Genomic DNA, 21929 nt, shown 5'->3' on the forward strand with positions numbered 1-21929 from the left:
CCGAGGGCGCCGCGGCCTGTTCTGAGGAGTATGCATGGCTGTCTACAACTACGACGTGGTGGTGTTGGGTTCCGGCCCGGCGGGAGAAGGCGCGGCAATGAATGCCGCCAAAGCAGGACGCAAGGTGGCGATGGTCGATAGTCGTCGCCAGGTCGGCGGCAACTGCACCCACCTGGGCACCATCCCGTCCAAGGCCTTGCGTCACTCGGTCCGGCAGATCATGCAGTTCAACACCAACCCGATGTTCCGGGCGATTGGTGAGCCGCGCTGGTTTTCGTTCCCGGACGTTTTGAAGAGCGCCGAAAAAGTCATCTCCAAACAAGTCGCCTCGCGCACCGGCTACTACGCCCGTAACCGCGTCGACGTGTTCTTCGGCACCGGCAGCTTCGCCGACGAGCAAACCATCGAAGTGGTCTGCGCCAACGGCGTGGTTGAAAAACTGGTGGCCAAGCACATCATCATCGCCACCGGCTCGCGTCCTTATCGCCCGGCGGACATCGATTTCCATCACCCGCGTATCTACGATAGCGACACCATCCTCAGCCTCGGCCACACCCCGCGCAAACTTATCGTTTACGGCGCTGGCGTGATCGGTTGCGAATACGCCTCGATCTTCAGTGGCCTGGGTGTGCTGGTTGAGCTGGTGGATAACCGCGGCCAGTTGCTGAGCTTCCTCGACTCGGAAATTTCCCAGGCGCTGAGCTATCACTTCAGCAACAACAACATCACGGTTCGCCACAACGAAGACTACGACCGCGTCGAAGGCGTGGACAACGGCGTGATCCTGCACCTGAAGTCCGGCAAGAAGATCAAAGCCGATGCCTTGCTCTGGTGCAACGGCCGTACCGGCAACACCGATCAGCTGGGCCTGGAAAATATCGGCGTGAAGGTCAACAGCCGTGGCCAGATCGAAGTCGATGAAAACTACCGCACCTGCGTGCCGAATATTTACGGTGCCGGGGACGTGATTGGCTGGCCGAGCCTGGCCAGTGCCGCCCACGACCAGGGCCGTTCGGCCGCTGGCAGCATTGTTGACAATGGCAGCTGGCGTTTCGTCAACGACGTGCCAACCGGCATCTACACCATTCCGGAGATCAGCTCGATCGGCAAGAACGAGCAGGAGCTGACTCAAGCCAAGGTCCCGTACGAAGTGGGCAAGGCGTTCTTCAAGGGCATGGCGCGTGCGCAGATCGCCGGTGAGCCGCAAGGCATGCTGAAGATCCTGTTCCACCGCGATACCCTGGAAGTGCTGGGCGTTCATTGCTTCGGTTATCAGGCGTCGGAGATCGTGCACATCGGTCAGGCGATCATGAGCCAGCCGGGCGAACTGAACACGCTGAAGTACTTCGTCAACACGACGTTCAACTACCCGACCATGGCTGAAGCCTATCGGGTAGCGGCGTACGATGGCCTCAACCGGCTTTTTTGAGCGGCTCCGGCCGGTGGCCTGAGCCGGCCGGGGAGACCGATTTCAGCAATTCTCGAGAGTGGCAGTGGCCAAACCGGGAAAGTCTGTAATCAGGCTGTCAACGCCGAAGTCGGCGAGTCTGCGCATCAGCGCGGGCTCGTTGACTGTCCACACCGACACATGCAGCCCCTGACGCTGCGCCTTCTGCAGGCGTTCCGGCGTACACAGGGTCCAGTTCAGCGCCAGCATCTCACAGCCATAGTTTTGGGCGACCTTCAACGGGTCGAGCCAGGCATACTCGGCCACCAATCCGCGAGACACGTCCGGCACCAGGTCCAGCGCGGCTTTCAATACTTCGCGTGAACTCGACGTAATCGTGATCTTGTCCCGCATACCGAAACGCTGAGCCATTTCGCGAATCGCCAGCACGGTGGTCGCGGCACGGGTGCGTGAAGCGCTTTTGACTTCCAGCTGCCAGTGCTCGAAATCGCATTTCTCGAACAGTTCTTCCAGCGTTGGGATCGGGCAGGGTTTGATCCAGCCCGGGCCACCCTTGCGCGCGTCATAGGTCACCAACTCCGCGGCGGTATGCTCGACTACTTTGCCGCGGCGGTCGGTGGTGCGTTTGAGGGTCGGGTCGTGGATCACCATCAACTCGCCGTCCTTGGACAGGTGCAAGTCCAGTTCACAACGACGTACGCCGTGCTTGAGGCATTCCTGAAAGCTGGTCAGGGTGTTTTCCGGTGCTTCGCCCTTGGCGCCGCGATGGCCGTAGATGAGAGTCACGGTTCTTCCTTAAATTAAATGCCTGATTCGTTTTGTTCGCGGGCCAGGCGTCGTTCTTGTGCCTGTCGCTGCAAGATGTAACGGGCCAGCAATTGCCGCTGGGCATCGGACGGGTATTCGAACTCGGTGCCGACATCGTAGCCGTCGCCCTTGCGGTCGCAATGGGTGACGCGGGCTCGCAGCAGCAGGCCAAGGGCTTGCGGCATGAGTACCAGCTTGACTGACAGATGCGCGCCAGTGGCGATGGGCGTCGGATGCTGGAAGTCGATGCCTCCTTCGGAGAGGATCACCGGCTGCGGTTCGCCGATCTGCCCGAGCACGGTCAGAGCGACCACCTGGCTCAGCAAATCGATGCGTTTGTTCTGGGATTTCAGGAACGCGGCGATGGTCCGGTCACGTTCGCTGATCTGTCGCAGCAGGTGTTGCGACTCGAATTCGCTCAGGTGCAGTTCGCTGAGCAGGTTGAATAGAGGGGAAGCATCCTGCAACACTTCCTGGCCTGCGGCTTCGGGAGCAGACAGGGGCCGAATTTCCAGTGCGATCGTGTCCTCGATACGGTAGTATTCGCGGCGATCTTCTTCATCTAATGTCGACATGGCGAACCCATGGTAGCGGCGGTGGTCTGAGTGTAAAGCTGGTTATCGACCCCCGCCACAAGGACGTTCCTTTTCCCTCCGAACAAGCCCCGACATGTTCAGACCTCTCTTCGTATTTATTGGCACGCGTTATACCCGTGCAAAGCGTCGCAATCATTTTGTGTCATTCATTTCCCTGACCTCGATGATCGGACTCGCCCTCGGCGTGGTCGTGATGATCGTCGTGCTGTCGGTCATGAACGGCTTCGATCATGAGATGCGCACCCGCGTGCTGGGCATGGTGCCCCACGCGACCATCGAGTCCGGTGAGCCGATCAGCGACTGGCAAAGCCTGGCCGCCAAGGTCAAGCAGAATCCGCAGGTGACGGCGGTTGCGCCCTTCGTCCAGATGCAGGGCTTGCTGACCAACAACGGCAAGGTCTCCAAAGTGCTGCTCAATGCCATCGACCCGGCGCAGGAACGGCAGGTGTCGATCATTGATAACTTCATGCAACAGGGCAAACTCGACGACCTGGCGCCGGGCAGTTTCGGCATCGTCATCGGCGACAAGGCCGCGGCCAAGCTCGGCGTGGCGGTTGGCGACAAGCTGACGTTTGTCGCGCCGGAAGTCACCGTGACCCCGGCCGGGATGTTCCCGCGCATGAAACGCTTTACCGTGGTTGGCATCTTCCATGTCGGTGCCGGTGAGATCGACGGCTATCTGGGCATCACCAACCTGCAGGATCTGGCGAAGCTGCACCGCTGGAAGCCGGATCAGGTCCAGGGCATCCGCTTGAAGTTCGACGATCTGTTCCAGGCACCGCGCATGGCGTGGACCATCGCCCAGCAACTCGGCGAAGACAAGTATTACGCCCGCGACTGGACCCGCACCCACGGCAATCTGTATCAAGCGATCCGCATGGAAAAAGCCATGATCGGCCTGCTGTTGCTGCTGATCGTCGCGGTTGCAGCGTTCAACATCATTTCCACGCTGGTGATGGTGGTGAACGACAAGAAGGGCGACATCGCGATCCTGCGCACCCTCGGCTCCACGCCGGGGCAGATCATGGCGATCTTCATGGTCCAGGGCACGGTCATTGGTGTGGTCGGTACGCTGATCGGCGCTGTGGTCGGGATCTTCGCCGCGCTGAACGTCAGCGCCGCGATTTCGGCCCTTGAAGGGCTGATCGGCCATAAATTCCTGAACGCTGACGTGTATTTCATCGATTACCTGCCGTCGCAAGTGCAGAGCCAGGACGTGTTGATGGTCTGCGCCGCCGCGTTGGTTCTGAGTTTCCTCGCCACCCTGTATCCAGCCTGGCGTGCCGCGCGCACCCAGCCTGCGGAGGCGCTACGTTATGAGTGAGTCGGGCATGAGTGATAAAGCAATCTTGAGCTGCCGCAACCTGGGCAAATCCTACGTGGAAGGCCCGGAATCGGTAGAGGTTCTGGCGGGTCTGCAACTGGAGTTGCACCCAGGTGAGCGCGTGGCGATCGTCGGTACGTCGGGTTCGGGCAAAAGTACCTTGCTCAACCTGCTGGGCGGCCTCGATACGCCGACCAAGGGCAGCGTCTGGCTGGCCGGTGAAGAGCTCTCGGCATTGAACGAAAAGGCCCGTGGCCTGCTGCGCAACCGGTCGCTGGGTTTCGTTTACCAGTTCCACCACTTGCTGCCTGAGTTCACCGCGCTGGAAAACGTCTGCATGCCGTTGCTGATCGGTAAAACCGCGATCCCGGAAGCGCGTCAGCGTGCGACGGCGTTGCTGGAGCGGGTAGGACTGGGCCATCGTCTGGAGCACAAACCGGCGGAATTGTCCGGTGGCGAACGCCAGCGTGTGGCCATCGCCCGCGCCCTGGTGAACAAGCCAGGCCTGGTGATGCTCGACGAGCCGACCGGCAACCTCGACTCCCACACCGCCCAAGGCATTCAGGATTTGATGCTGGAACTCAGCACCTCGATGCGCACGGCGTTCCTGGTGGTGACCCACGACATGAACCTGGCCCGCCAGATGGATCGCGTCCTGCATTTGCAGGAAGGTTACCTGACACCCATCTGATTGACCGAAACCCGGCGTACTGAACAGTGCGTCGGGTCTTTTATTTTTATACGGTGCCCCAGCGAATGTTCAGACCGTTATCGATCTTTATCGGCACGCGCTATACCCGCGCCAAGCGCCGCAATCGCTTTGTTTCCTTCATCTCGATGACCTCGATGATCGGCCTCGCCCTGGGCGTGCTGGCGATGATCGTGGTGCTGTCGGTGATGAACGGCTTCCAGCGCGAAATGAGCTCGCGCATCCTCGGCATGGTGCCCCACGCGACTATCGTCGGCGTGAACCCTATCGACGATTGGCAGCCGGTGGCCGCCGCGGCGATGAAGAATCCTGAAGTGACGGCGGCGGTGCCGTTCACCGAGATGGAAGGCATGCTGTCCTACAAGGGCACGATGCAGCCGATCCAGGTCAGCGGTGTCGATCCGGCGCTGGAAGGCAAGGTCTCGATCGTTGCCAAGCACATTGTTCAGGGACGTCTCGATGCCTTGAAGCCGGGCGAGTTCGGCGTAGTGGTCGGTGAGATCACCGCGCGACGTTTTCGCTTGAATGTCGGCGACAAGATCACCCTGATCGTGCCGGAAATCAGCAGCGCACCGGGTGGGATTACCCCGCGCATGCAGCGCCTGAACGTGGTCGGTGTGTTCAAGGTTGGCGCCGAGCTGGACGGCTCGATGGCGCTGATCCACCTCGCCGATGCCGCGCAGATGCAGCACTGGCAGCCGAATCAGGTGCAGAGCGTGCGCCTGGCGGTGAAGGATCTGTACGCCGCGCCGCAAGTGTCGAGCGACATCGCGACCGGCTTGGGCGCTGCCTACAAGGCTGACGACTGGACCCACACCCAAGGCAGTCTGTTCAGCGCGATGAAGATGGAAAAAACCATGATCGGCCTGCTGTTGCTGATGATCGTCGCGGTGGCGGCGTTCAACATCATCGCCACCCTGATCATGGTGGTGAACGACAAGGGCGCGGACATCGCAATCCTGCGCACCATCGGCGCGACGCCTCGGCAGATCATGGCGATCTTCATGGTGCAGGGCACGGTGATCGGGGTTGTCGGTACCTTGATTGGCGGCGTGCTGGGTGTGATCGCAGCGCTGAACGTCAGTGAGCTGGTGGGCTGGATGGAGCGGGTCAGCGGGCAGCACATCTTCAGTTCCGATGTGTACTTTGTCAGTAACTTGCCGTCGGAGCTGCAGGGCGCGGATGTGTTGTTGATCTGTTCCGCCGGTTTCATCATGAGCTTTTTGGCGACGGTGTATCCGGCGTGGCGGGCGGCGAAAGTCGAGCCGGCTACTGCGTTGCGGTATTCGTAAGCCGTTACATCGCCTTCGCGAGCAAGCCCGCTCCCACATTGGATCTGAGTCGGTCACAAATTTGTGATTCAACTCGGTCAAATGTGGGAGCGGGCTTGCTCGCGAAGGGGCCAGACATGCCGCCCTCAATCCCCCTTCGGCAACTCAATCACAAACCGCGTCCATCCGTTATCCGATTCGCAATGAATCTGCCCGCCATGGGCGCGGATGATCGACTGGGTGATCGCCAGCCCCAACCCCGCATGCTCACTGCTGCCTTCACGACGCGCCGGGTCTGCCCGGTAGAAGCGGTCAAACAAACGCGGCAACAAGTCTTCAGAAATCCCTTCACCATTGTTTTCAACAGTCAGGTTCAAGCCTGCCGGCTGCTCGACAATTTTCACCCGCACCTCGCCACCGACCGGGGTAAACCGCAACGCATTGTCCAGCAGATTGGACAGCGCCCGACGCAGCATGCTGCGGTCGCCCTGCATGCTCGCGCTGCCGTCACGACTCAACTTCACCTGAGCGTCCTCGGCCAACGGTGCAAAGAACTCCAGCAGCACATCGGCTTCCTCCGCCAGTTCCAGCGGTTCACGTTTGGGCATCAGCAAGCCATGGTCAGCCTTGGCCAGGTACAACATGTCATTGACCAGTTGCGCCATCCATTGCAGTTCTTCGAGATTGCTGTGCAGCGCCTCGCGGTAATCCTCGATGGGGCGAGGGCGGGTGAGGGTGACCTGAGTATGGGTCAGCAAGTTCGACAGGGGGGTGCGCAGTTCATGGGCGATGTCGGCAGAGAAGGCCGAGAGACGCTGAAAAGAGTCGTCGAGGCGTCCGAGCATGGCGTTGAAGCTGTAAGCCAATTCCTCGAGCTCTGGCGGCATGTCTGCTTCTGGCAGACGAGCATTGAGCGATTGCGCCGACACGCCGCTGGCGACCGCGCTCATACGCCGCAGCGGGCGCAAACCACTGCGCGCCGCCCAGGCACCGAGCAGGGCAGTGGCCAGCGCTGACAAGCCGACGGTCAGCCAGATCAGATGCTGCATGCGTTGCAGAAAGTGTTGGTGATGGGTGATGTCCAGCAGCAAGGTCAATTGCGGTGAGTCGGGTTTGTCGGGGAACAGCGGTGCATTCAGGACGCGATAGTCGGTGCCGTCGTCGCTCATCGTCGACAGGCCTGGTTGGAGCGGCAAGTCTTTGGGTAAACGGTCCGAGCTGTCGTACAAGCGTTGGCCGTCACTGCCAATGATGCGCAGCGAAAGATCGGCTTGTCGGCTCAATTCATCGGCCAGTCTGGTCTCGCTTTCGCTGGACTGGATGTCATCCAGCGCCCGGCGCAAGCCAATCAGCTTGCCATCCAGCAACTGCTGGTCCAACTCGACAAAGTGCGCCTCGCTGGCGCGACTGAACAACACCCCGGCGAACAACGACACCACGGCAGTGCAAGCTGCGAACAGCAGCGCCAGACGATTGCTTAGTGAAAGTCGGCGCATCAGGCAGGGCGCTCTTCAAGGACGTAGCCCATGCCGCGCACGGTGTGGATCAGCTTGTTCGGGAAATCATCGTCGATCTTCAGGCGCAAACGGCGGATCGCCACTTCGATAACATTGGTATCGCTGTCGAAATTCATGTCCCACACCTGGGAAGCGATCAGCGACTTGGGCAGAACTTCGCCTTGTCGCCGCAGGAGCATTTCCAGCAGGGCGAATTCCTTGGCGGTCAGGTCGATGCGCTGACCGTTGCGCTCGACCCGGCGGCGGATCAGATCCAGGCGCAAGTCGGAAAGTTGCAGGCTGGTTTCCTGAGGCGTGGCGCTTCCGCGACGTAGCAGACTGCGAACCCGCGCCAGCAGTTCGGAGAAGGCGAACGGTTTGACCAGATAGTCGTCGGCGCCCAGCTCAAGGCCGTGGACCCTGTCCTCTACCGCGTCTCTAGCGGTAAGAAACAGTACCGGTGTGTCGAGACCAGCGCCGCGCACCGCTTGCAGAATCTGCCAGCCATCGCGACCAGGCAGCATCACATCGAGAATCAACAAGGCGTAATCGCCGCTCAACGCCAATTGCTGGCCGGTGTTGCCGTCTGCCGCCAGTTCGGTGGTGAACCCGGCCTCGGTCAGGCCCTGGCGCAGGTAGTGGCCGGTTTTCGGTTGGTCTTCGACGATCAGCAGTTTCATGGGCGACTCGGGCAGTTGGAACAGGTGCGTTATACCGTGGGCGGCGGCGAAGCAGGCCTACCTGACAAAGTTGTAATTTGTCTGTCAGGTGGTTGGCAGTACCCGCAGCTTAGAGTTTCCCACAAGCTGAACCTCATCTTGTTGGAGCGCGACTATGTTTTTGCACAATCGTCTGGTACTGGCTGCTTGCTTACTGACTCTGAGCCTGGGGCTTGAGGCTTCCCCCGCGCATTCCTATGACTTCGGTCAACCAGCGACGGCCGCCAAGGCTACCCGCAGCGTTGAAGTGGTGATGGGCGACATGTCCTTCACTTCCAAGGCGATGGATATCAAGGCCGGGGAAACCGTGCGTTTTGTACTGGTGAATAAAGGCCAGTTATTACACGAATTCAACCTCGGCGACGCGGCGATGCATGCCCGGCACCAGCAGGAAATGCTCCAGATGCAGCAAAGCGGCATGCTTATGCCCACAGGGATGAAGACCATGGACCACGGCTCCATGGGCCATTCTTCCGAAGGGCATGGGATGAAACACGATGACCCGAACAGCGTGCTGGTGGAACCAGGCAAAACCGCCGAGCTGACCTGGACGTTCACCAAGGCCGCCCACCTGGAATTTGCCTGCAATATCCCCGGCCACTATCAGGCCGGTATGGTCGGCAAACTGACAGTCAGTCAGTAAGCACTCAAAGGCGGGAGCAAAGGCTGGTAGAATCCGCTGATTCTTCAGTCAGGTTTCCGCCATGCATCCCGCAGCCGAACACTCGCCGCTGGGCAAATCCAGCGAATACATCGCCACCTATACGCCGTCCTTGCTGTTCCCGATCCCGCGCACCGCGAAATGGGCCGAGCTGGGCCTGACGGCTGAAACCCTGCCGTACAAGGGTGTGGACTTCTGGAACTGCTTCGAACTGTCGTGGCTGTTGCCATCCGGCAAGCCTGTGGTGGCGATTGGCGAATTCAGCATTCCGGCGGATTCGCCGAACATCATCGAATCGAAGTCGTTCAAGCTGTACCTCAACTCGCTGAACCAGACAGCGTTTGCCGATACCGCAAGCCTTGAAGCGACACTGGCGAAAGACCTCTCGGCCGCTGCTGGCAAACCGGTGGGCGTGCGGATTCGCAGCTTGAAAGATGTTGAGGCAGAAGGCGTCGTGGCGTTGCCGGGCGTGTGCATCGATGACCTGGACATCAGCGTCAGCAACTATGAACATCCGCGTCCGGAACTGCTGCGGTGCGATGAGTCGCTCATTATTGAAGAGAGCGTGCACAGCCATTTGCTCAAATCCAACTGCCCGGTTACCAGTCAACCGGATTGGGGCAGCGTGGCGGTGGAGTATCGCGGCGCGGCGCTGGACCATGCGAGTTTGCTGGAATACATCGTGAGCTTCCGCCAGCACTCGGACTTCCATGAGCAGTGTGTGGAGCGGATTTTCCTCGACCTGCAACGGTTGCTGAAACCAGAGAAACTGACGGTGTATGCACGGTATGTGCGTCGCGGTGGGTTGGACATCAACCCGTATCGCAGCACCGAAGAAGTGCAACTGCCGAACCATCGCTTGGTCCGTCAGTAAAGCTCCAATAATGAAATGGCTACCCCCGCCGCCCCCTGCGATCGCCCACTAAGCTTTCGCAGGGGGCTCACCGGAGACCGTTGCCATGAAAGTAGCTATTGCCGCCATCGATTTGGGAAAACACGCCTTTCACCTGCATGCGCAAGATGATCGAGGCCATGAGCTTTACCGCAAAAAGTTTACTCGCGTGGCGCTCATTCAACACTTGGCGAACCTTGAACCCTGCACCGTCGTGATGGAGGCCTGTGGCGGAGCCCACTTCATGGCGCAGGAGGTCGCCAAGCTGGGGCATACGCCCAAGCTCATTGCTCCTCACCTTGTGCGTCCTTACGTGAAAAGCAACAAGAACGACTTCGCTGATGCCGAGGCGATCTGCGAGGCGGCGACGCGTCCAACGATGCGCTTTGTGCACCCCAAAACCCAGGCTCAGCAAGAGCTGGCCATGCTCAATTCGACACGCGATTCGTTCATCAAGGACCGCACCGCGACCGTCAATCGGATTCACGCCGTTCTTCTGGAGGTGGGCGTCAGCCTGGCCCCAGGCTTCAAATCCATCAAAGAGCTGCCGGCGCTGCTGGAGGCGGGTTCATTTTCTGAGCGCACCAAAAAAATTCTGACGCTGCTGCATGCACACTTCAACTATCTGGATGAGCAGGTCAAGGCAATGGACAAGGACGTGGAATGCCAGGCCGCTGAAGATGATCTGGCGGCCCGTTTGATGACCATGCCGTGTGTCGGCCCGATCACCTCCAGCGTCCTGGCTGCCGAGTTGGGCGATGGCAAACAGTTCAAATGCGGCCGGGGCTATTCGGCCTCGATCGGGCTGGTGCCCAAACAACATTCCACGGGCGGCAAGACCGTACTGCTGGGCATCAGCAAGCGCGGCGATCGCAACCAGAGGCGCCTGCTTGTCCAGTGTGCCCGTGTTTACTTGATGCAGCTGGACCGCCAGAAAGGCTGGCTGGCGGACTGGGTCCGGCAGCTATTGGTCCACCATCACTCCAACCATGTGGTCTGCGCGCTGGCCAACAAGCTGGCGAGGATCGCCTGGGCGATTGCGGCCCACCACACTGAATTCGATGCAGGGCCAGCCGCGATGAACGCCTGACCCTGCTGTCACCCGAGCACCACCCACCTGGTTTTGCGATGCTGGATAACTGATGACGTGAACGGCTAACCGGCCTGACGACAACCCTGAGCTCCCACACGGCTGAAAGGCCGTTCGAATAATTAGGATCGTCGGGCATCGATTCTCATCGAGGCGCGGGGCCACAACCCCACTCAGACGCCGGATAGATGAAAGCAAGCCAAACACGCATCAAAAACAGTATTGCAGAAAAGGGGGTAACCATAGATGTGGGAGCGGGCTTGCTCGCGAAGACGTCGGCACATTCAACATCAACGTGCCTGCCAGACCGCTTTCGCGAGCAAGCCCGCTCCCACAAGGGATTGCATTTCAGGTCGCAGACATTAAAAAGCCCCGCTATCGATAGCCGGGCTTTTTGCATCTTGCGGGTTCAGATTCCCATATTGGCCAAGGCTTGCACGATGTTGCGCAAGGTGCCGGCAAGGGTCGGGTGTTCGAGTTCGAAGCGCTCGACGGCCAGGTTCACATTGTCGGCGAGGTTGGTGTCCTGGGTTTTGGTTTCGAGTTCAAGTTCCAGTTCGATCTGTTCCATCAGCGCGTGCAAGTCTGCGCGTTCGGCTTCGGTCAGCGGTGGATTCTGTTCCAATTGCTCGCGCAGTTTGTTGAGCTGTTCTTGCAGTTCGCGGGCAGGCATGGCGTTCTTCCTTTTATCGATAGGCACTGGCATAGACCGCAGCGGCGCGCCAAAGGTCTATGGCTGACCTTTAGATTAATCCACTCCCGGGCAAACTGCATGATCTCGATCAGGGCTTTTCGCCCTTGAGCCGGCGCAGGCTGATATCGGCCAGGCAAGTGTCGAGTTCGCCCAAATGATCGATCACCGAATGCACGCCCAGGCCGAACAGCTGCATTGTCGCCTTGCCGCGCAGGTGTTCCCGTTCCTTTTGACTCAAGGCCTGCCATTCGCTGGGGGCCAGCCCGCACAGCGAGCCGCAGGACGCCAGGCCAATGGTCCACAACCCGGCATTCAGGCCCGATTGCAGAAGACGCGGTTCGCCGCTGACCAGTACGCAACCGTCCAGACGTTCGACATTCAACGCCATCAACGCTTGCCAACAGGCGTTCGGGGCCGGCCATGGATTGATTGTTGCCGGGTGTTGCGAAGGCTTGATCCAGCCCGGGAGTGCCGCGGCCAGAGAGTGGCTGAGGGCGGGGGGCAGTTCATCGAGCCAGGCGCAAGGAATCTGTTGGCGCTGCAAGCTGGACAGACTATCCAAAGCGCCGAGCGTGACTTCGGTATGTTCGGCAGTCAGTGTGCCGGCTTGACGAGTGCGTGCGCCGAAATCCACCAGACATCCACTGAGGCCGAACAGTACAGCGGTCAGGTTGGGAGCGATGAGAGGCGAGGTTTCGGCGCGCGGCATGTCAACATCCTTGAAATAGTAACAAGGCTATTCGTGGACGGTGACAGTTGAGTGACACTGATGTGAATCGCTCCCAGCCAGGAAGAATTCATCCGGGGGTCGTCGCGCACGATGCTGCCTAAACCGGGTTATCCGTCATATACTAGCGGCCTTTGCGCCTGGGCCAAGCCCCCGCGCCAGTACGAATCCAAGGAGTTTCTCTATGCGCTGGAGCAATCGACTCGCTCAGCTTTGTATGTGTGCCAGTGTATTGCTGGTTCCGTTTGCGGCTCAGGCTGCCACGGAAGAAGATCCTTGGGAAAGCATTAATCGCCCGATCTACAAGTTCAACGATTTTGTCGACACTTACGCACTGAAGCCATTGGCTCAGGGCTATCAATTCGTCACGCCGCAGTTTCTGGAAGATGGCATCCACAACATGTTCCGCAACGTTGGTGATGTGACCAACCTCGCCAACGACGTGTTGCAGGTCAAACCCGCCGCGGCAGGCGTCGACACTGCGCGTTTGATCTTCAACACCACCTTCGGCCTGCTGGGCTTCTTCGACGTGGGCACCCAGATGGGCCTGCATCGCAATGATGAAGACTTCGGCCAGACCCTCGGTTATTGGGGCGTGGGCAGCGGCCCATACTTGATGCTGCCGCTCATGGGGCCAAGCACCTTGCGTGATGCGCCTTCCAAGTATGTCGACGGCTATACCGGCCCGTACCGCTACATCCACGACGTGCCGGTGCGTAATTCGATCTTCGGCCTGAACATCGTCGACACTCGCGCCAACCTGCTATCGGCCGAGAAGCTGGTCAGCGGCGACAAATACACCTTCATTCGCAATGCGTACCTGCAAAACCGCGAATTCAAAGTCAAGGACGGCCAGGTTGAAGACGATTTTTGATCTCGACCGGTAAACGAAGAAGGCGGCCATTTTGGCCGCCTTCTTTCGTTTGGCTTTGCGGGTTAATCGGGTTATTTCATCTTCAGGATTGTAAGCCCGAGTTTCTGATTACCATCGTCCTGTGCTTTCACCCATACCACCTCGGTGTCGGCCTCAAGGCCTTTTAGCGCCGCATGATCGGAATCGATCCGCACACTGAGCCGGTCACCGACCTTGAATAAGCGGGGCGCTTCAACCTGCATGCCGCTGCTGGAAAGGTCGATACAGACGGCTGGCACCTCGTCGCCTTCATGAATCAGCGCCACATCGGCATCGACCCGCATTCGGATGAAATCGCGCTTTTCGCTGTAGTCCCGCTCAGTTTGGCTCATGGGCTCGATCCTTCCTTTGGGTTACGGTTTTGCCTGTTCTTATAACTCCCGGTGATTTGACAAGTAAAGACGTCAAGCGACCATCGGCGTGAGCTTGAAACGCCTCGCGGATGGGAGTACCGTCTGCGCCTTAGAAGGGCACCTTTGGTGGACCTGTGAGTAGGGCAAACGCTCGAAAACGGTGCAATCAGAGAGGCTAGAAAGCGAATCCAGTAGTGTGTGCGGGGGCCAATGCCCAGCCTGCTACGCCAACCTAATTCTGGCGCCGTTTGCCCACATGCCAAAAACCAGTGCCACGCTGCTGATAATCGATGATGACGAAGTAGTGCGCGCGAGCCTCGCGGCCTACTTGGAAGACAGTGGTTTCAGTGTCCTGCAGGCCAGCAACGGCCAGCAGGGTCTTCAGGTATTCGAGCAAGACAAGCCCGACTTGGTCATCTGCGATCTGCGAATGCCGCAGATGGGCGGACTCGAACTCATTCGCCAGGTCACCGAGCTGTCGCCGCAAACCCCGGTGATCGTGGTATCGGGCGCCGGCGTGATGAACGACGCGGTCGAGGCCCTGCGCCTGGGCGCGGCGGACTACCTGATCAAGCCTCTAGAAGATCTGGCCGTGCTCGAGCACTCCGTGCGCCGGGCTCTGGATCGTGCGCGTCTGCTGCTGGAAAACCAGCGCTATCGCGAGAAGCTGGAAAAGGCCAACCGCGAGCTCGAAGCCAGCCTGAACCTGCTCCAGGAAGACCAGAACGCCGGTCGCCAGGTGCAGATGAACATGCTGCCGGTCAGCCCCTGGAGCATTGATGAGTTCCAGTTTGCGCACCAGATCATTCCATCGCTGTACCTGTCGGGCGATTTCGTTGACTACTTTCGGGTCGACGAGCGTCGGGTAGCGTTTTACCTGGCGGACGTTTCCGGTCATGGCGCCTCTTCAGCCTTCGTTACCGTGCTGTTGAAGTTCATGACCACGCGCTTGCTGTTCGAATCCAAGCGCAACGGCACATTGCCAGAGTTCAAGCCTTCAGAGGTTCTTGGTCATATCAACCGGGGCCTGATCAGTTGTAAGCTGGGTAAACACGTCACAATGGTCGGTGGAGTCATCGACGAGGAGACCGGTTTGTTGACCTATAGCATCGGCGGTCATCTGCCGTTGCCTGTGTTGTACACGCCAGACAGTGTTCGTTACCTGGAAGGGCGCGGTCTGCCGGTGGGCCTCTTCAATGAAGCCACCTACGAAGACCACGTACTGGAATTGCCGCCAGTGTTCAGCTTGACGCTGATGTCTGATGGCATTTTGGACCTTTTGCCAGAACCCACACTCAAAGATAAAGAAGCTGCTTTACCTCAACGGGTGAAGGCAGCGGGCGGCAGCCTGGATGGTCTGCGCCAGGTTTTTGGATTGGCCACGCTAGGGGAGATGCCGGATGATATCGCCCTGTTGGTGTTGAGCAGGAATCTTTAATGAGTACCGGTAGAATCCAGTTCGCCGAGCAGGATGGCACCTTCGTCCTGAAGTTCGTCGGTGAAGTTCGCCTGACCCTGTGTTCGGCGTTGGATGCGACTATTGAGCGGATCTTCACCGCGTTGAATTTCAACGCTATCGTGATCGACCTGACCGAAACCCGCAGCATTGACAGCACCACCCTGGGCCTGCTGGCCAAACTGTCGATTCTGTCGCGGCAAAAGGTCGGCCTGCTGCCGACCGTCGTCACCACCCACGAAGACATTACCCGTCTGCTGCAGTCCATGGGCTTCGAACAAGTGTTCAACATCGTTGACCGCCCGATCCCATGCCCTGAATGCCTGACCGACCTGCCAGACCAGGATCAGTCCGAAGAAGTGGTACGCGTCAAAGTCCTCGAAGCGCACAAAATCCTCATGGGCCTGAACGACTCCAACCGTGAAGCGTTCCATGATCTGGTGAATGCGCTGGAGCGGCACTGATTCCCTAAAACGGTATGGGTCTGGTCCCGCGTAAACACACTATTGCGACCCACCACAAGTCCCCTGTGGGAGCGGGCTTGCTCGCGAAGGCGTCAGTCCAGTCACTACGATGTTGAATGTACAGGCCCTTTCGCGGGCAAGCCCGCTCCCACATTAGTCCCGCGTCGAACACACTATTGCGACCCACCACGAATCCCCTGTGGGAGCGGGCTTGCCCGCGAAGGCGTCCGCACACCCACCACGGCCATCAGCGCGAAGCCAACCCTATCCCCACTACCAAACGCACACAAAAAAGGGCGAACCCGCTAAGGTTCGCCCTTTTTGCATCGCTGCGAGCTAGATCACAGCTTGGCCTGCAACAACGCCTCAAGCTTCTCCTGATCCCGAGCAAACTGACGAATACCCTCAGCCAGCTTCTCGGTCGCCATCGCATCCTCGTTGGACAACCAACGGAACTGCGCTTCATTCAAGCTCAGACGCGCTTCACCGGCATGCCCCGGCGCCAATTTGCGCTCCAGCTTGCCAGTATCCGCCGCCAGCTTCTCCAGCAGATCCGGGCTGATGGTCAACCGATCACAACCGGCCAACTGCTCGATCTGATTCAGATTACGGAAGCTCGCGCCCATCACCACAGTCTTGTAGTCATTGGCCTTGTAGTAGTTGTAGATACGCGTCACCGACTGCACGCCCGGATCATCCGCGCCGGTGTAGTCGTTGCCGGTGGCTTTCTTGTACCAGTCGTAGATGCGGCCCACGAACGGCGAAATCAGAAACACCCCGGCATCGGCACAAGCGGCAGCCTGAGCGAAAGAGAACAGCAGTGTCAGGTTGCACTGAATGCCTTCCTTTTCCAGCTTCTCGGCAGCGCGAATGCCTTCCCAGGTCGAAGCGATCTTGATCAGCACACGGTCACGGCCAACGCCGGCCTTGTCGTACAGGTCGATCAGACGGTGCGCACGCTTCAATACGGCGTCAGTGTCGAACGACAGGCGCGCATCCACTTCAGTGGAAATACGGCCCGGTACAACCTTCAGAATTTCTTGCCCTACCGCAACGCCAAAACGGTCGCTGGCCAGGCCCACATCGCCCTTGCAGTCGTGAACGCAAGCGTTCAGCAACTCGGCATAAGCGGGAATGGCCGCCGCTTTGAGCAGCAGGGAAGGGTTGGTGGTAGCGTCCACGGGTTTAACGCGAGCGATTGCTTCGAAGTCGCCGGTGTCGGCAACCACGGTAGTCATTTGTTTGAGTTGTTCCAGCTTGGAAGTCATGGGCGTGCTCTGTCCTATGGGTCTAATGACATTACCCGAGCGCTTGCAGCCACTCAAGGGCGCGTACGTGTATCGATGGCCCCAGCGGCAACAACCTGAAAACGGATGTTTGAAAGGCGGGGCGTGGTATCGGTAGATACGATGCTGAAATGGGGGACAGGTTCAACGTAAGCGACCGTTAACGCCCCTCCAACAACTCCGCCGCCTGATCCAGCAACGCCAAAGGCTCTTTGGCCTTATGAATATCCACCGACAACAATTGCCGAAACTTCCGCGCCCCCGGAAACCCGGTGCCCAGCCCCAGCACATGCCGAGTGATGTGATGCATCGCCCCACCCGCCAGCAGATGCTCGGCAATATAAGGCCGCAACTGCGCCAGCGCCTCGGCCCGACTGATCACCGGGGCTTTGCTGCCAAACAGCTGCTGATCCACCTCAGCCATCACATAAGGATGGTGATACGCCTCACGGCCCAGCATCACGCCGTCAAACGTCTGCAGATGCTCGTGACAAGCCTCCAGCGTCTTGATCCCGCCGTTGAGAATAATCTCCAGCTCCGGAAAATCCGTCTTCAACCGCGCCGCCACGTCATAGCGCAGAGGCGGAATGTCGCGGTTCTCTTTCGGCGACAACCCCTCCAGAATCGCAATTCGCGCATGTACCGTAAAACTCGTGCACCCGGCATCCCGAACCGTGCCGACGAAATCACACAACTCCTCGTAACTGTCCCGCCCATTAATCCCGATCCGATGCTTCACCGTCACCGGAATCGACACCGCATCCCGCATCGCCTTCACACAATCAGCCACCAACTGTGGATGCCCCATCAGGCACGCACCGATCATATTGTTCTGCACCCGATCACTCGGGCAGCCGACGTTCAGGTTTACCTCGTCGTAGCCGTGCTCCTGGGCCATGCGTGCGCAGGCGGCCAGATCCAATGGGACACTGCCGCCGAGTTGGAGCGCGAGCGGGTGTTCGGCTTCGTTGTGGCGCAGGAAGCGGTCGTGATCGCCGTTGAGGAGTGCGCCGGTGGTGACCATTTCGGTGTAGAGGAGGGCGTGCTTGGAGAGTAGGCGTAGGAAGAAACGGCAATGGCGGTCTGTCCAATCCATCATCGGCGCCACACTGAAACGGCGAGACGGCTCGGAATGGGTAGGGCTAGTATTTACGGGCGCTTCAGCTTTTTCGAAATTCATTGATACTGATCTTTTATACAGCGGTTTTTACCCATTTTTCCTTGTTTTTCGCAGTCGGTTGCTACAATGTAGCAACCGAATTCGGCAATGTAGCAACTGGAAATGGGCACGATCACATCACGCAAGCGCAAGGACAACTCGACGGCCTACACGGCGCAGATACGGATCAATCGGGACGGGAAGACAGTTTATCAGGAAAGCCAAACCTTCGACCGTAAGCAGGTTGCCCAGGCCTGGATCAAACGGCGTGAGACTGAGCTGGCGGAACCGGGTGCCATCGAGCGCGCGAATCGCAAGGGCGTGACGATCAAGAAGATGATCGAGCAGTACCTGGAGGAGTACGAGAAGATCCGGCCGCTGGGAAAGACCAAGAGCGCGACGCTGAACGCCATCAAGGACACCTGGCTGGGCGACCTCGACGACTCGGCGCTGACCAGTCAGAAGCTGGTGGAATTCGCACAGTGGCGGATGGGTAAAGAGGGTGGTGGCGTCCAGGCGCAGACGGTCGGTAACGACCTGTCGCACTTGGGCGCGGTGTTGTCCGTGGCGCGGCCGGCCTGGGGCTACGAGGTCGATCCGCTGGCCATGCCTGATGCGCGCAAGGTGTTGCGCAAGCTGGGCATGGTGAGTAAGAGCAAGGAGCGTAACCGCCGGCCGACGTTGGAAGAGCTGGATAAGCTCATGGTGCATTTCTTCGAGATGCAGGCGCGCCGCAAAGCCCAGATCGACATGCCTAAGCTTATCGCTTTCGCGATCTTCTCGACGCGCCGGCAGGAGGAGATCACGCGAATTCGCTGGGAGGATTTGGACTGCACCCGGCAGGCCGTCCTGGTGCGCGACATGAAAAACCCCGGGCAGAAGATCGGCAATGACGTGTGGTGTCACTTGCCGGATGAGGCTTGGGCGATTCTGCAGAGCATGCCCAAGGTCGAGCGGGAGATCTTCCCTTACAACGCTAAGTCGGTATCGGCCTCATTCACCCGGGCATGTCCGATGCTCGGCATCGAGGATCTGCATTTCCATGACCTGCGACACGAAGGCGTGAGCCGTCTATTCGAGATGGACTGGGATATTCCCAGGGTCTCCAACGTCTCCGGCCATAGAGACTGGAATTCGTTGCGACGCTATACGCATTTACGTGGACGGGGTGATAAATATCAAAAATGGCCTTGGTTGCGAAAAATAATAGCCATGATCGCTGAATGAAATACTATGCTGTTAGTGTCTTTGCCCGATAATGTTCAGGAAAGTCTGTGGGTGAAAAATGGATTTAAATATTGCATGGTGGAACACTGGGATGTCTCCGCCGACGACGAAGAGAAGCGCTAAGGGAAAGAGAGAGGCTGAAGGTTTTTTAACCGTTCTGCGCCACCTGCTCATTGAAGACAAAATTGATTTGTTGGGATTGTGTGAGGTCAGCCTTTTGGAGATATCAGCGATTGCTGTTCTTCTTGAGGGGCTGGAGGTAAAAGATTATAGGGTTTGTTCACTGTATAGTTCTAGTGGTAATAGTATTAATGATTTTTGCGTTATCATAAATGAACAAAAACTAAAATACTTGGATCACCAGTTTGTAGATCGGCGAGATGAGGCTAGGGTATTTTATAAGGCTGGCGTTAAAGTTAGATTTAGTGTTTGTGAGGAATCAGTTTTTCATGTCTATCTTTCGCATTGGCAGAGCCGGCGTTCGGTGTCTGAAAAGCCTCATAGGGCAGAGTTAGGTAGCACTCTAAGGACCTCAATAAATACAATTTTTCAAACGGCTGGCGAAAACTCCCACGTCATACTGATGGGCGATTTCAACGATGATCCGTACGAAGATTCAATGACCCACCACCTGAAGGCTACGCGAGATAAAAGCTTTGTTTTGGCCAATAAGCGTGTGTTGTATAACCCCTTCTGGAGGGAGATGGGAGCATTGATTCCGTACGTACATACTGATCAGCCGCTTTGGAACTATCCTTACGGTACTTGTTATTATAAGCAAAATAAAGAAATGACTTACTGGAAGACGTTCGATCAGATACTGTTTTCTTCGTCATTTTTTGGTCAGAATCAGTGGCATCTTTCGGAGGGCTCTACTAAGATCTACTCTCTAGTTGAGTTTGGCCGTTATTTTGAGGATTGGAGCTCCGTTTCTGATCATTTGCCAGTTTCTACAAAGGTTATGAGGGTCTGATATGTTTGATTTCGTGGGAGCTTTCAAGCGAGGCGTCAGGGCAGCTAAAGATCTAAATAAATATCAGCTTGAAATTGACGAGGTTTTTTTTGAACTATCCCATAAGTTCTTGGAAGCTACCCATGGTGATTTTACTATCGAGCGTAATGACTCGTTTATTTCCAGCGCGTCAGCAGCATTAGATATGTTGTCGGGCACTCCGCCTCGCTCGCAGAATCAATCTAGCGGCGCAATTTTTATGCGTTCTATGAAAGACTCTAGTAAAAAAATTAGGCTCGCCAATTGGGTGCAACAACCTAAGGGGTTTACTTTTGTCTTACAATTCGAACAGCGTGAAATAATTTCAAAAAGCAAGACAGAGCTTGGTGCTGCATTAGAAGAATTTTTGAGTTCCCCTATCGTTGGTAAGGCTTATTTAAGTCTAATGCAAATGCTTAAAGTGGATGTGCAAAGTAAATCAGGGTCCGTGGTCCGCGAACTGAAGGCGGTAAAGGTTCTTAGGGTGAGGGAGCATGGGTACTCCGATAAACCGGCGGCGAAAACTGCTTCTGGCGGTATGTCAGTTGCGAAGCCTGCCGCGGCGGCCAAACCTGCCGCAGTCAAGCCAGCGGCCAAATCTGCAGCGGCAAAGCCGGCGGCCAAACCTGCCGCAGCCAAGCCAGCGGCCAAAACTGTCGCAGCCAAACCAGCGGCCAAATCTGCAGCGGCAAAGCCGGCGGCCAAAACTGTCGCAGTCAAACCAGCGGCCAAATCTGCAGCGGCAAAGCCGGCGGCCAAAACTGTCGCAGTCAAACCAGCGGCCAAATCTGCAGCGGCAAAGCCGGTGGCCAAAACTGTCGCAGCCAAGCCAGCGGCCAAATCTGCAGCGGCAAAGCCGGTGGCCAAAACTGTCGCAGCCAAGCCAGCGGCCAAACCTGTAGCGGCCAAGCCTGCGGCCAAACCTGCCGCAGCCAAACCGGCAGCTAAGCCAGCAGCCCCTAGGCCTTCCGTGCCAAATACGCCCAAAGCAGAGGTATTCAATGAAGCGGGTGAAGTGAAGCCAGGAGTCGCTCAAAATCCGCCAGCGCCGGCCGCCCAGTGACCGAAGCGGCTGACTCTTAGGGTTAAGGTATTCAAAAATGCCGACTTTTTAAGTCGGCATTTTTGTCATGTGGCTCTGCCCATAAGTTTATTTTGTTCTTTGGCGGCTTTTTCTCTTTGCCTGTCGATGTAGTCTGCAAGGTCTTTTAGATATACGCCTAAAGATGCTTTCTGACTGTCAGCCCCTAGTCGAACAATAGGTAGGTCGATTTCTCCTGATAAACATTTCAGTTTGAATTTTTCGACAGTCAGATGCATGTAATCCTCGCATACACGGGTTAATGGTATGACGGCTTGAGCATTGTATTGTGCCATCAGTAAAAACAAGGTGTTCATTGCTCCCCCTCCCACTGAGCCACATTTAACTGGCCATGCAGATGGGATTTACACCCCACGAAAGGCTGCGCGGGCGGGCGATCCTGAGCGTTTAGCGTTGCATCAGGGGGGGCTGCCTCGCGCAGCTTTTCGTGGGGTATAAGCAGCTCGGAAGTGGCGCTGATATGTGCAGTAATGCCTACTGCTGCGCAGCAGTGACTCTTTGTTTTTTGTGCGTCGACGCCATTAGCGTTGCAGAGCAAAGCGGTCGACGTTTGGGTTGTATGCCGATCCGTCTTCATGCCGCTT

Annotated in this window: 23 protein-coding genes; 13 read left to right on the forward strand and 10 right to left on the reverse strand. The window is 57.7% G+C overall.

Going from position 1 to position 21929, the window contains the following annotated elements:
* The first annotated feature begins 34 nt into the window (after positions 1–34).
* A complete protein-coding gene (sthA, locus tag AB7M29_RS13380) occupies positions 35–1429 on the forward strand; it encodes a Si-specific NAD(P)(+) transhydrogenase (RefSeq protein WP_030128406.1) in 1395 nt (464 codons plus the stop codon).
* 42 nt (positions 1430–1471) lie between these two features.
* Here the strand turns inward: sthA and AB7M29_RS13385 are convergent, their stop codons facing one another.
* Together AB7M29_RS13385 and AB7M29_RS13390 are read right to left on the reverse strand one after the other, a co-directional pair.
* The gene (locus AB7M29_RS13385; protein WP_454247008.1) at positions 1472–2194 is read right to left on the reverse strand and encodes a glycerophosphodiester phosphodiesterase; all 723 of its coding nucleotides are present in this window, start codon (positions 2192–2194) and stop codon (positions 1472–1474) included.
* Between the two features lie 14 nt (positions 2195–2208).
* A complete protein-coding gene (locus AB7M29_RS13390) occupies positions 2209–2790 on the reverse strand; it encodes a PilZ domain-containing protein (RefSeq protein WP_217858280.1) in 582 nt (193 codons plus the stop codon).
* Positions 2791–2884: 94 nt separating this feature from the next.
* Here AB7M29_RS13390 and AB7M29_RS13395 point away from each other — a divergent pair, with 94 nt between their 5' ends.
* From AB7M29_RS13395 to AB7M29_RS13405, 3 genes are all read left to right on the forward strand, one after another.
* The gene (locus AB7M29_RS13395; RefSeq protein WP_454247009.1) at positions 2885–4135 is read left to right on the forward strand and encodes a lipoprotein-releasing ABC transporter permease subunit; all 1251 of its coding nucleotides are present in this window, start codon (positions 2885–2887) and stop codon (positions 4133–4135) included.
* A 7-nt stretch (positions 4136–4142) separates the two neighbouring features.
* On the forward strand, positions 4143–4826 hold the full coding sequence (lolD, locus tag AB7M29_RS13400) for a lipoprotein-releasing ABC transporter ATP-binding protein LolD (protein WP_020700644.1): 684 nt from the start codon (positions 4143–4145) through the stop codon (positions 4824–4826).
* A 65-nt stretch (positions 4827–4891) separates the two neighbouring features.
* Positions 4892–6136 carry a lipoprotein-releasing ABC transporter permease subunit gene (locus AB7M29_RS13405; RefSeq protein ID WP_123720888.1) on the forward strand — a complete coding sequence of 415 codons (1245 nt, stop codon included), beginning with the start codon at positions 4892–4894 and terminating at the stop codon, positions 6134–6136.
* 125 nt (positions 6137–6261) lie between these two features.
* Here AB7M29_RS13405 and AB7M29_RS13410 read toward each other — a convergent pair whose 3' ends face one another.
* Entirely contained in the window at positions 6262–7611 is a 1350-nt protein-coding gene (locus AB7M29_RS13410) for a heavy metal sensor histidine kinase (protein ID WP_454247010.1), read from the reverse strand.
* Positions 7611–8291: a heavy metal response regulator transcription factor gene (locus AB7M29_RS13415; RefSeq protein WP_217858284.1), complete on the reverse strand. Its 681-nt coding sequence runs from the start codon at positions 8289–8291 to the stop codon at positions 7611–7613. Before AB7M29_RS13415 ends, AB7M29_RS13410 begins: the two co-directional genes overlap by 1 nt.
* Before the next feature lie 154 nt (positions 8292–8445).
* Here AB7M29_RS13415 and copI point away from each other — a divergent pair, with 154 nt between their 5' ends.
* The 3 genes from copI (at position 8446) to AB7M29_RS13430 (ending at position 10973) form a co-directional block, all read left to right on the forward strand.
* Positions 8446–8973 carry a copper-resistant cuproprotein CopI gene (copI, locus tag AB7M29_RS13420; protein WP_217858285.1) on the forward strand — a complete coding sequence of 176 codons (528 nt, stop codon included), beginning with the start codon at positions 8446–8448 and terminating at the stop codon, positions 8971–8973.
* Between the two features lie 61 nt (positions 8974–9034).
* Complete coding sequence (gene queF / locus AB7M29_RS13425; protein ID WP_217858286.1) at positions 9035–9865, forward strand: NADPH-dependent 7-cyano-7-deazaguanine reductase QueF; 831 nt, start codon at positions 9035–9037, stop codon at positions 9863–9865.
* A gap of 85 nt (positions 9866–9950) precedes the next feature.
* Positions 9951–10973: an IS110 family transposase gene (locus tag AB7M29_RS13430; protein ID WP_454246555.1), complete on the forward strand. Its 1023-nt coding sequence runs from the start codon at positions 9951–9953 to the stop codon at positions 10971–10973.
* A 409-nt stretch (positions 10974–11382) separates the two neighbouring features.
* On the opposite strand, the gene AB7M29_RS13435 is transcribed toward AB7M29_RS13430, so the two are convergent.
* Entirely contained in the window at positions 11383–11646 is a 264-nt protein-coding gene (locus tag AB7M29_RS13435; RefSeq protein ID WP_217858287.1) for a DUF4404 family protein, read from the reverse strand.
* A gap of 109 nt (positions 11647–11755) precedes the next feature.
* Positions 11756–12376, reverse strand: a complete 621-nt coding sequence (locus tag AB7M29_RS13440) for an HAD family phosphatase (RefSeq protein WP_217858288.1) — start codon at positions 12374–12376, stop codon at positions 11756–11758.
* 202 nt (positions 12377–12578) lie between these two features.
* On the opposite strand from AB7M29_RS13440, the gene AB7M29_RS13445 reads away from it, so the two are divergent.
* A complete protein-coding gene (locus tag AB7M29_RS13445; protein WP_052965480.1) occupies positions 12579–13268 on the forward strand; it encodes an MlaA family lipoprotein in 690 nt (229 codons plus the stop codon).
* Positions 13269–13339: 71 nt separating this feature from the next.
* On the opposite strand, the gene AB7M29_RS13450 is transcribed toward AB7M29_RS13445, so the two are convergent.
* Positions 13340–13639 (reverse strand): PilZ domain-containing protein, encoded by a 300-nt coding sequence (locus AB7M29_RS13450; RefSeq protein ID WP_052965481.1) that lies wholly within the window; start codon positions 13637–13639, stop codon positions 13340–13342.
* A 277-nt stretch (positions 13640–13916) separates the two neighbouring features.
* Between AB7M29_RS13450 and rssB the strand changes: the two genes are divergently transcribed.
* Positions 13917–15098: a two-component system response regulator RssB gene (rssB, locus tag AB7M29_RS13455; RefSeq protein WP_038979995.1), complete on the forward strand. Its 1182-nt coding sequence runs from the start codon at positions 13917–13919 to the stop codon at positions 15096–15098.
* Complete coding sequence (gene rssC / locus AB7M29_RS13460) at positions 15098–15580, forward strand: anti-sigma factor antagonist RssC (RefSeq protein ID WP_007897104.1); 483 nt, start codon at positions 15098–15100, stop codon at positions 15578–15580. Before rssB ends, rssC begins: the two co-directional genes overlap by 1 nt.
* A 341-nt stretch (positions 15581–15921) precedes the next feature.
* Here the strand turns inward: rssC and tal are convergent, their stop codons facing one another.
* Both tal and dusA read right to left on the reverse strand, forming a co-directional pair.
* Positions 15922–16848: a transaldolase gene (gene tal / locus AB7M29_RS13465; RefSeq protein ID WP_192343296.1), complete on the reverse strand. Its 927-nt coding sequence runs from the start codon at positions 16846–16848 to the stop codon at positions 15922–15924.
* A 178-nt stretch (positions 16849–17026) separates the two neighbouring features.
* On the reverse strand, positions 17027–18046 hold the full coding sequence (gene dusA, locus AB7M29_RS13470) for a tRNA dihydrouridine(20/20a) synthase DusA (RefSeq protein WP_454247011.1): 1020 nt from the start codon (positions 18044–18046) through the stop codon (positions 17027–17029).
* Between the two features lie 102 nt (positions 18047–18148).
* Between dusA and AB7M29_RS13475 the strand changes: the two genes are divergently transcribed.
* The 3 genes from AB7M29_RS13475 to AB7M29_RS13485 are packed head-to-tail and all read left to right on the forward strand — an operon-like array spanning position 18149 to position 21306.
* Positions 18149–19252, forward strand: coding sequence for a site-specific integrase (locus tag AB7M29_RS13475; RefSeq protein ID WP_454247012.1), 1104 nt, complete (start codon positions 18149–18151; stop codon positions 19250–19252).
* A 58-nt stretch (positions 19253–19310) separates the two neighbouring features.
* Positions 19311–20225: an endonuclease/exonuclease/phosphatase family protein gene (locus AB7M29_RS13480; protein WP_454247013.1), complete on the forward strand. Its 915-nt coding sequence runs from the start codon at positions 19311–19313 to the stop codon at positions 20223–20225.
* A 1-nt stretch (position 20226) separates the two neighbouring features.
* Positions 20227–21306 (forward strand): AlgP family protein, encoded by a 1080-nt coding sequence (locus AB7M29_RS13485; protein ID WP_454247014.1) that lies wholly within the window; start codon positions 20227–20229, stop codon positions 21304–21306.
* Between the two features lie 65 nt (positions 21307–21371).
* Here the strand turns inward: AB7M29_RS13485 and AB7M29_RS13490 are convergent, their stop codons facing one another.
* On the reverse strand, positions 21372–21641 hold the full coding sequence (locus AB7M29_RS13490) for a pyocin activator PrtN family protein (RefSeq protein ID WP_454247015.1): 270 nt from the start codon (positions 21639–21641) through the stop codon (positions 21372–21374).
* Positions 21642–21929 lie beyond the last annotated feature (288 nt).

The sequence above is a fragment of the Pseudomonas sp. F-14 TE3623 genome (assembly GCF_053629015.1).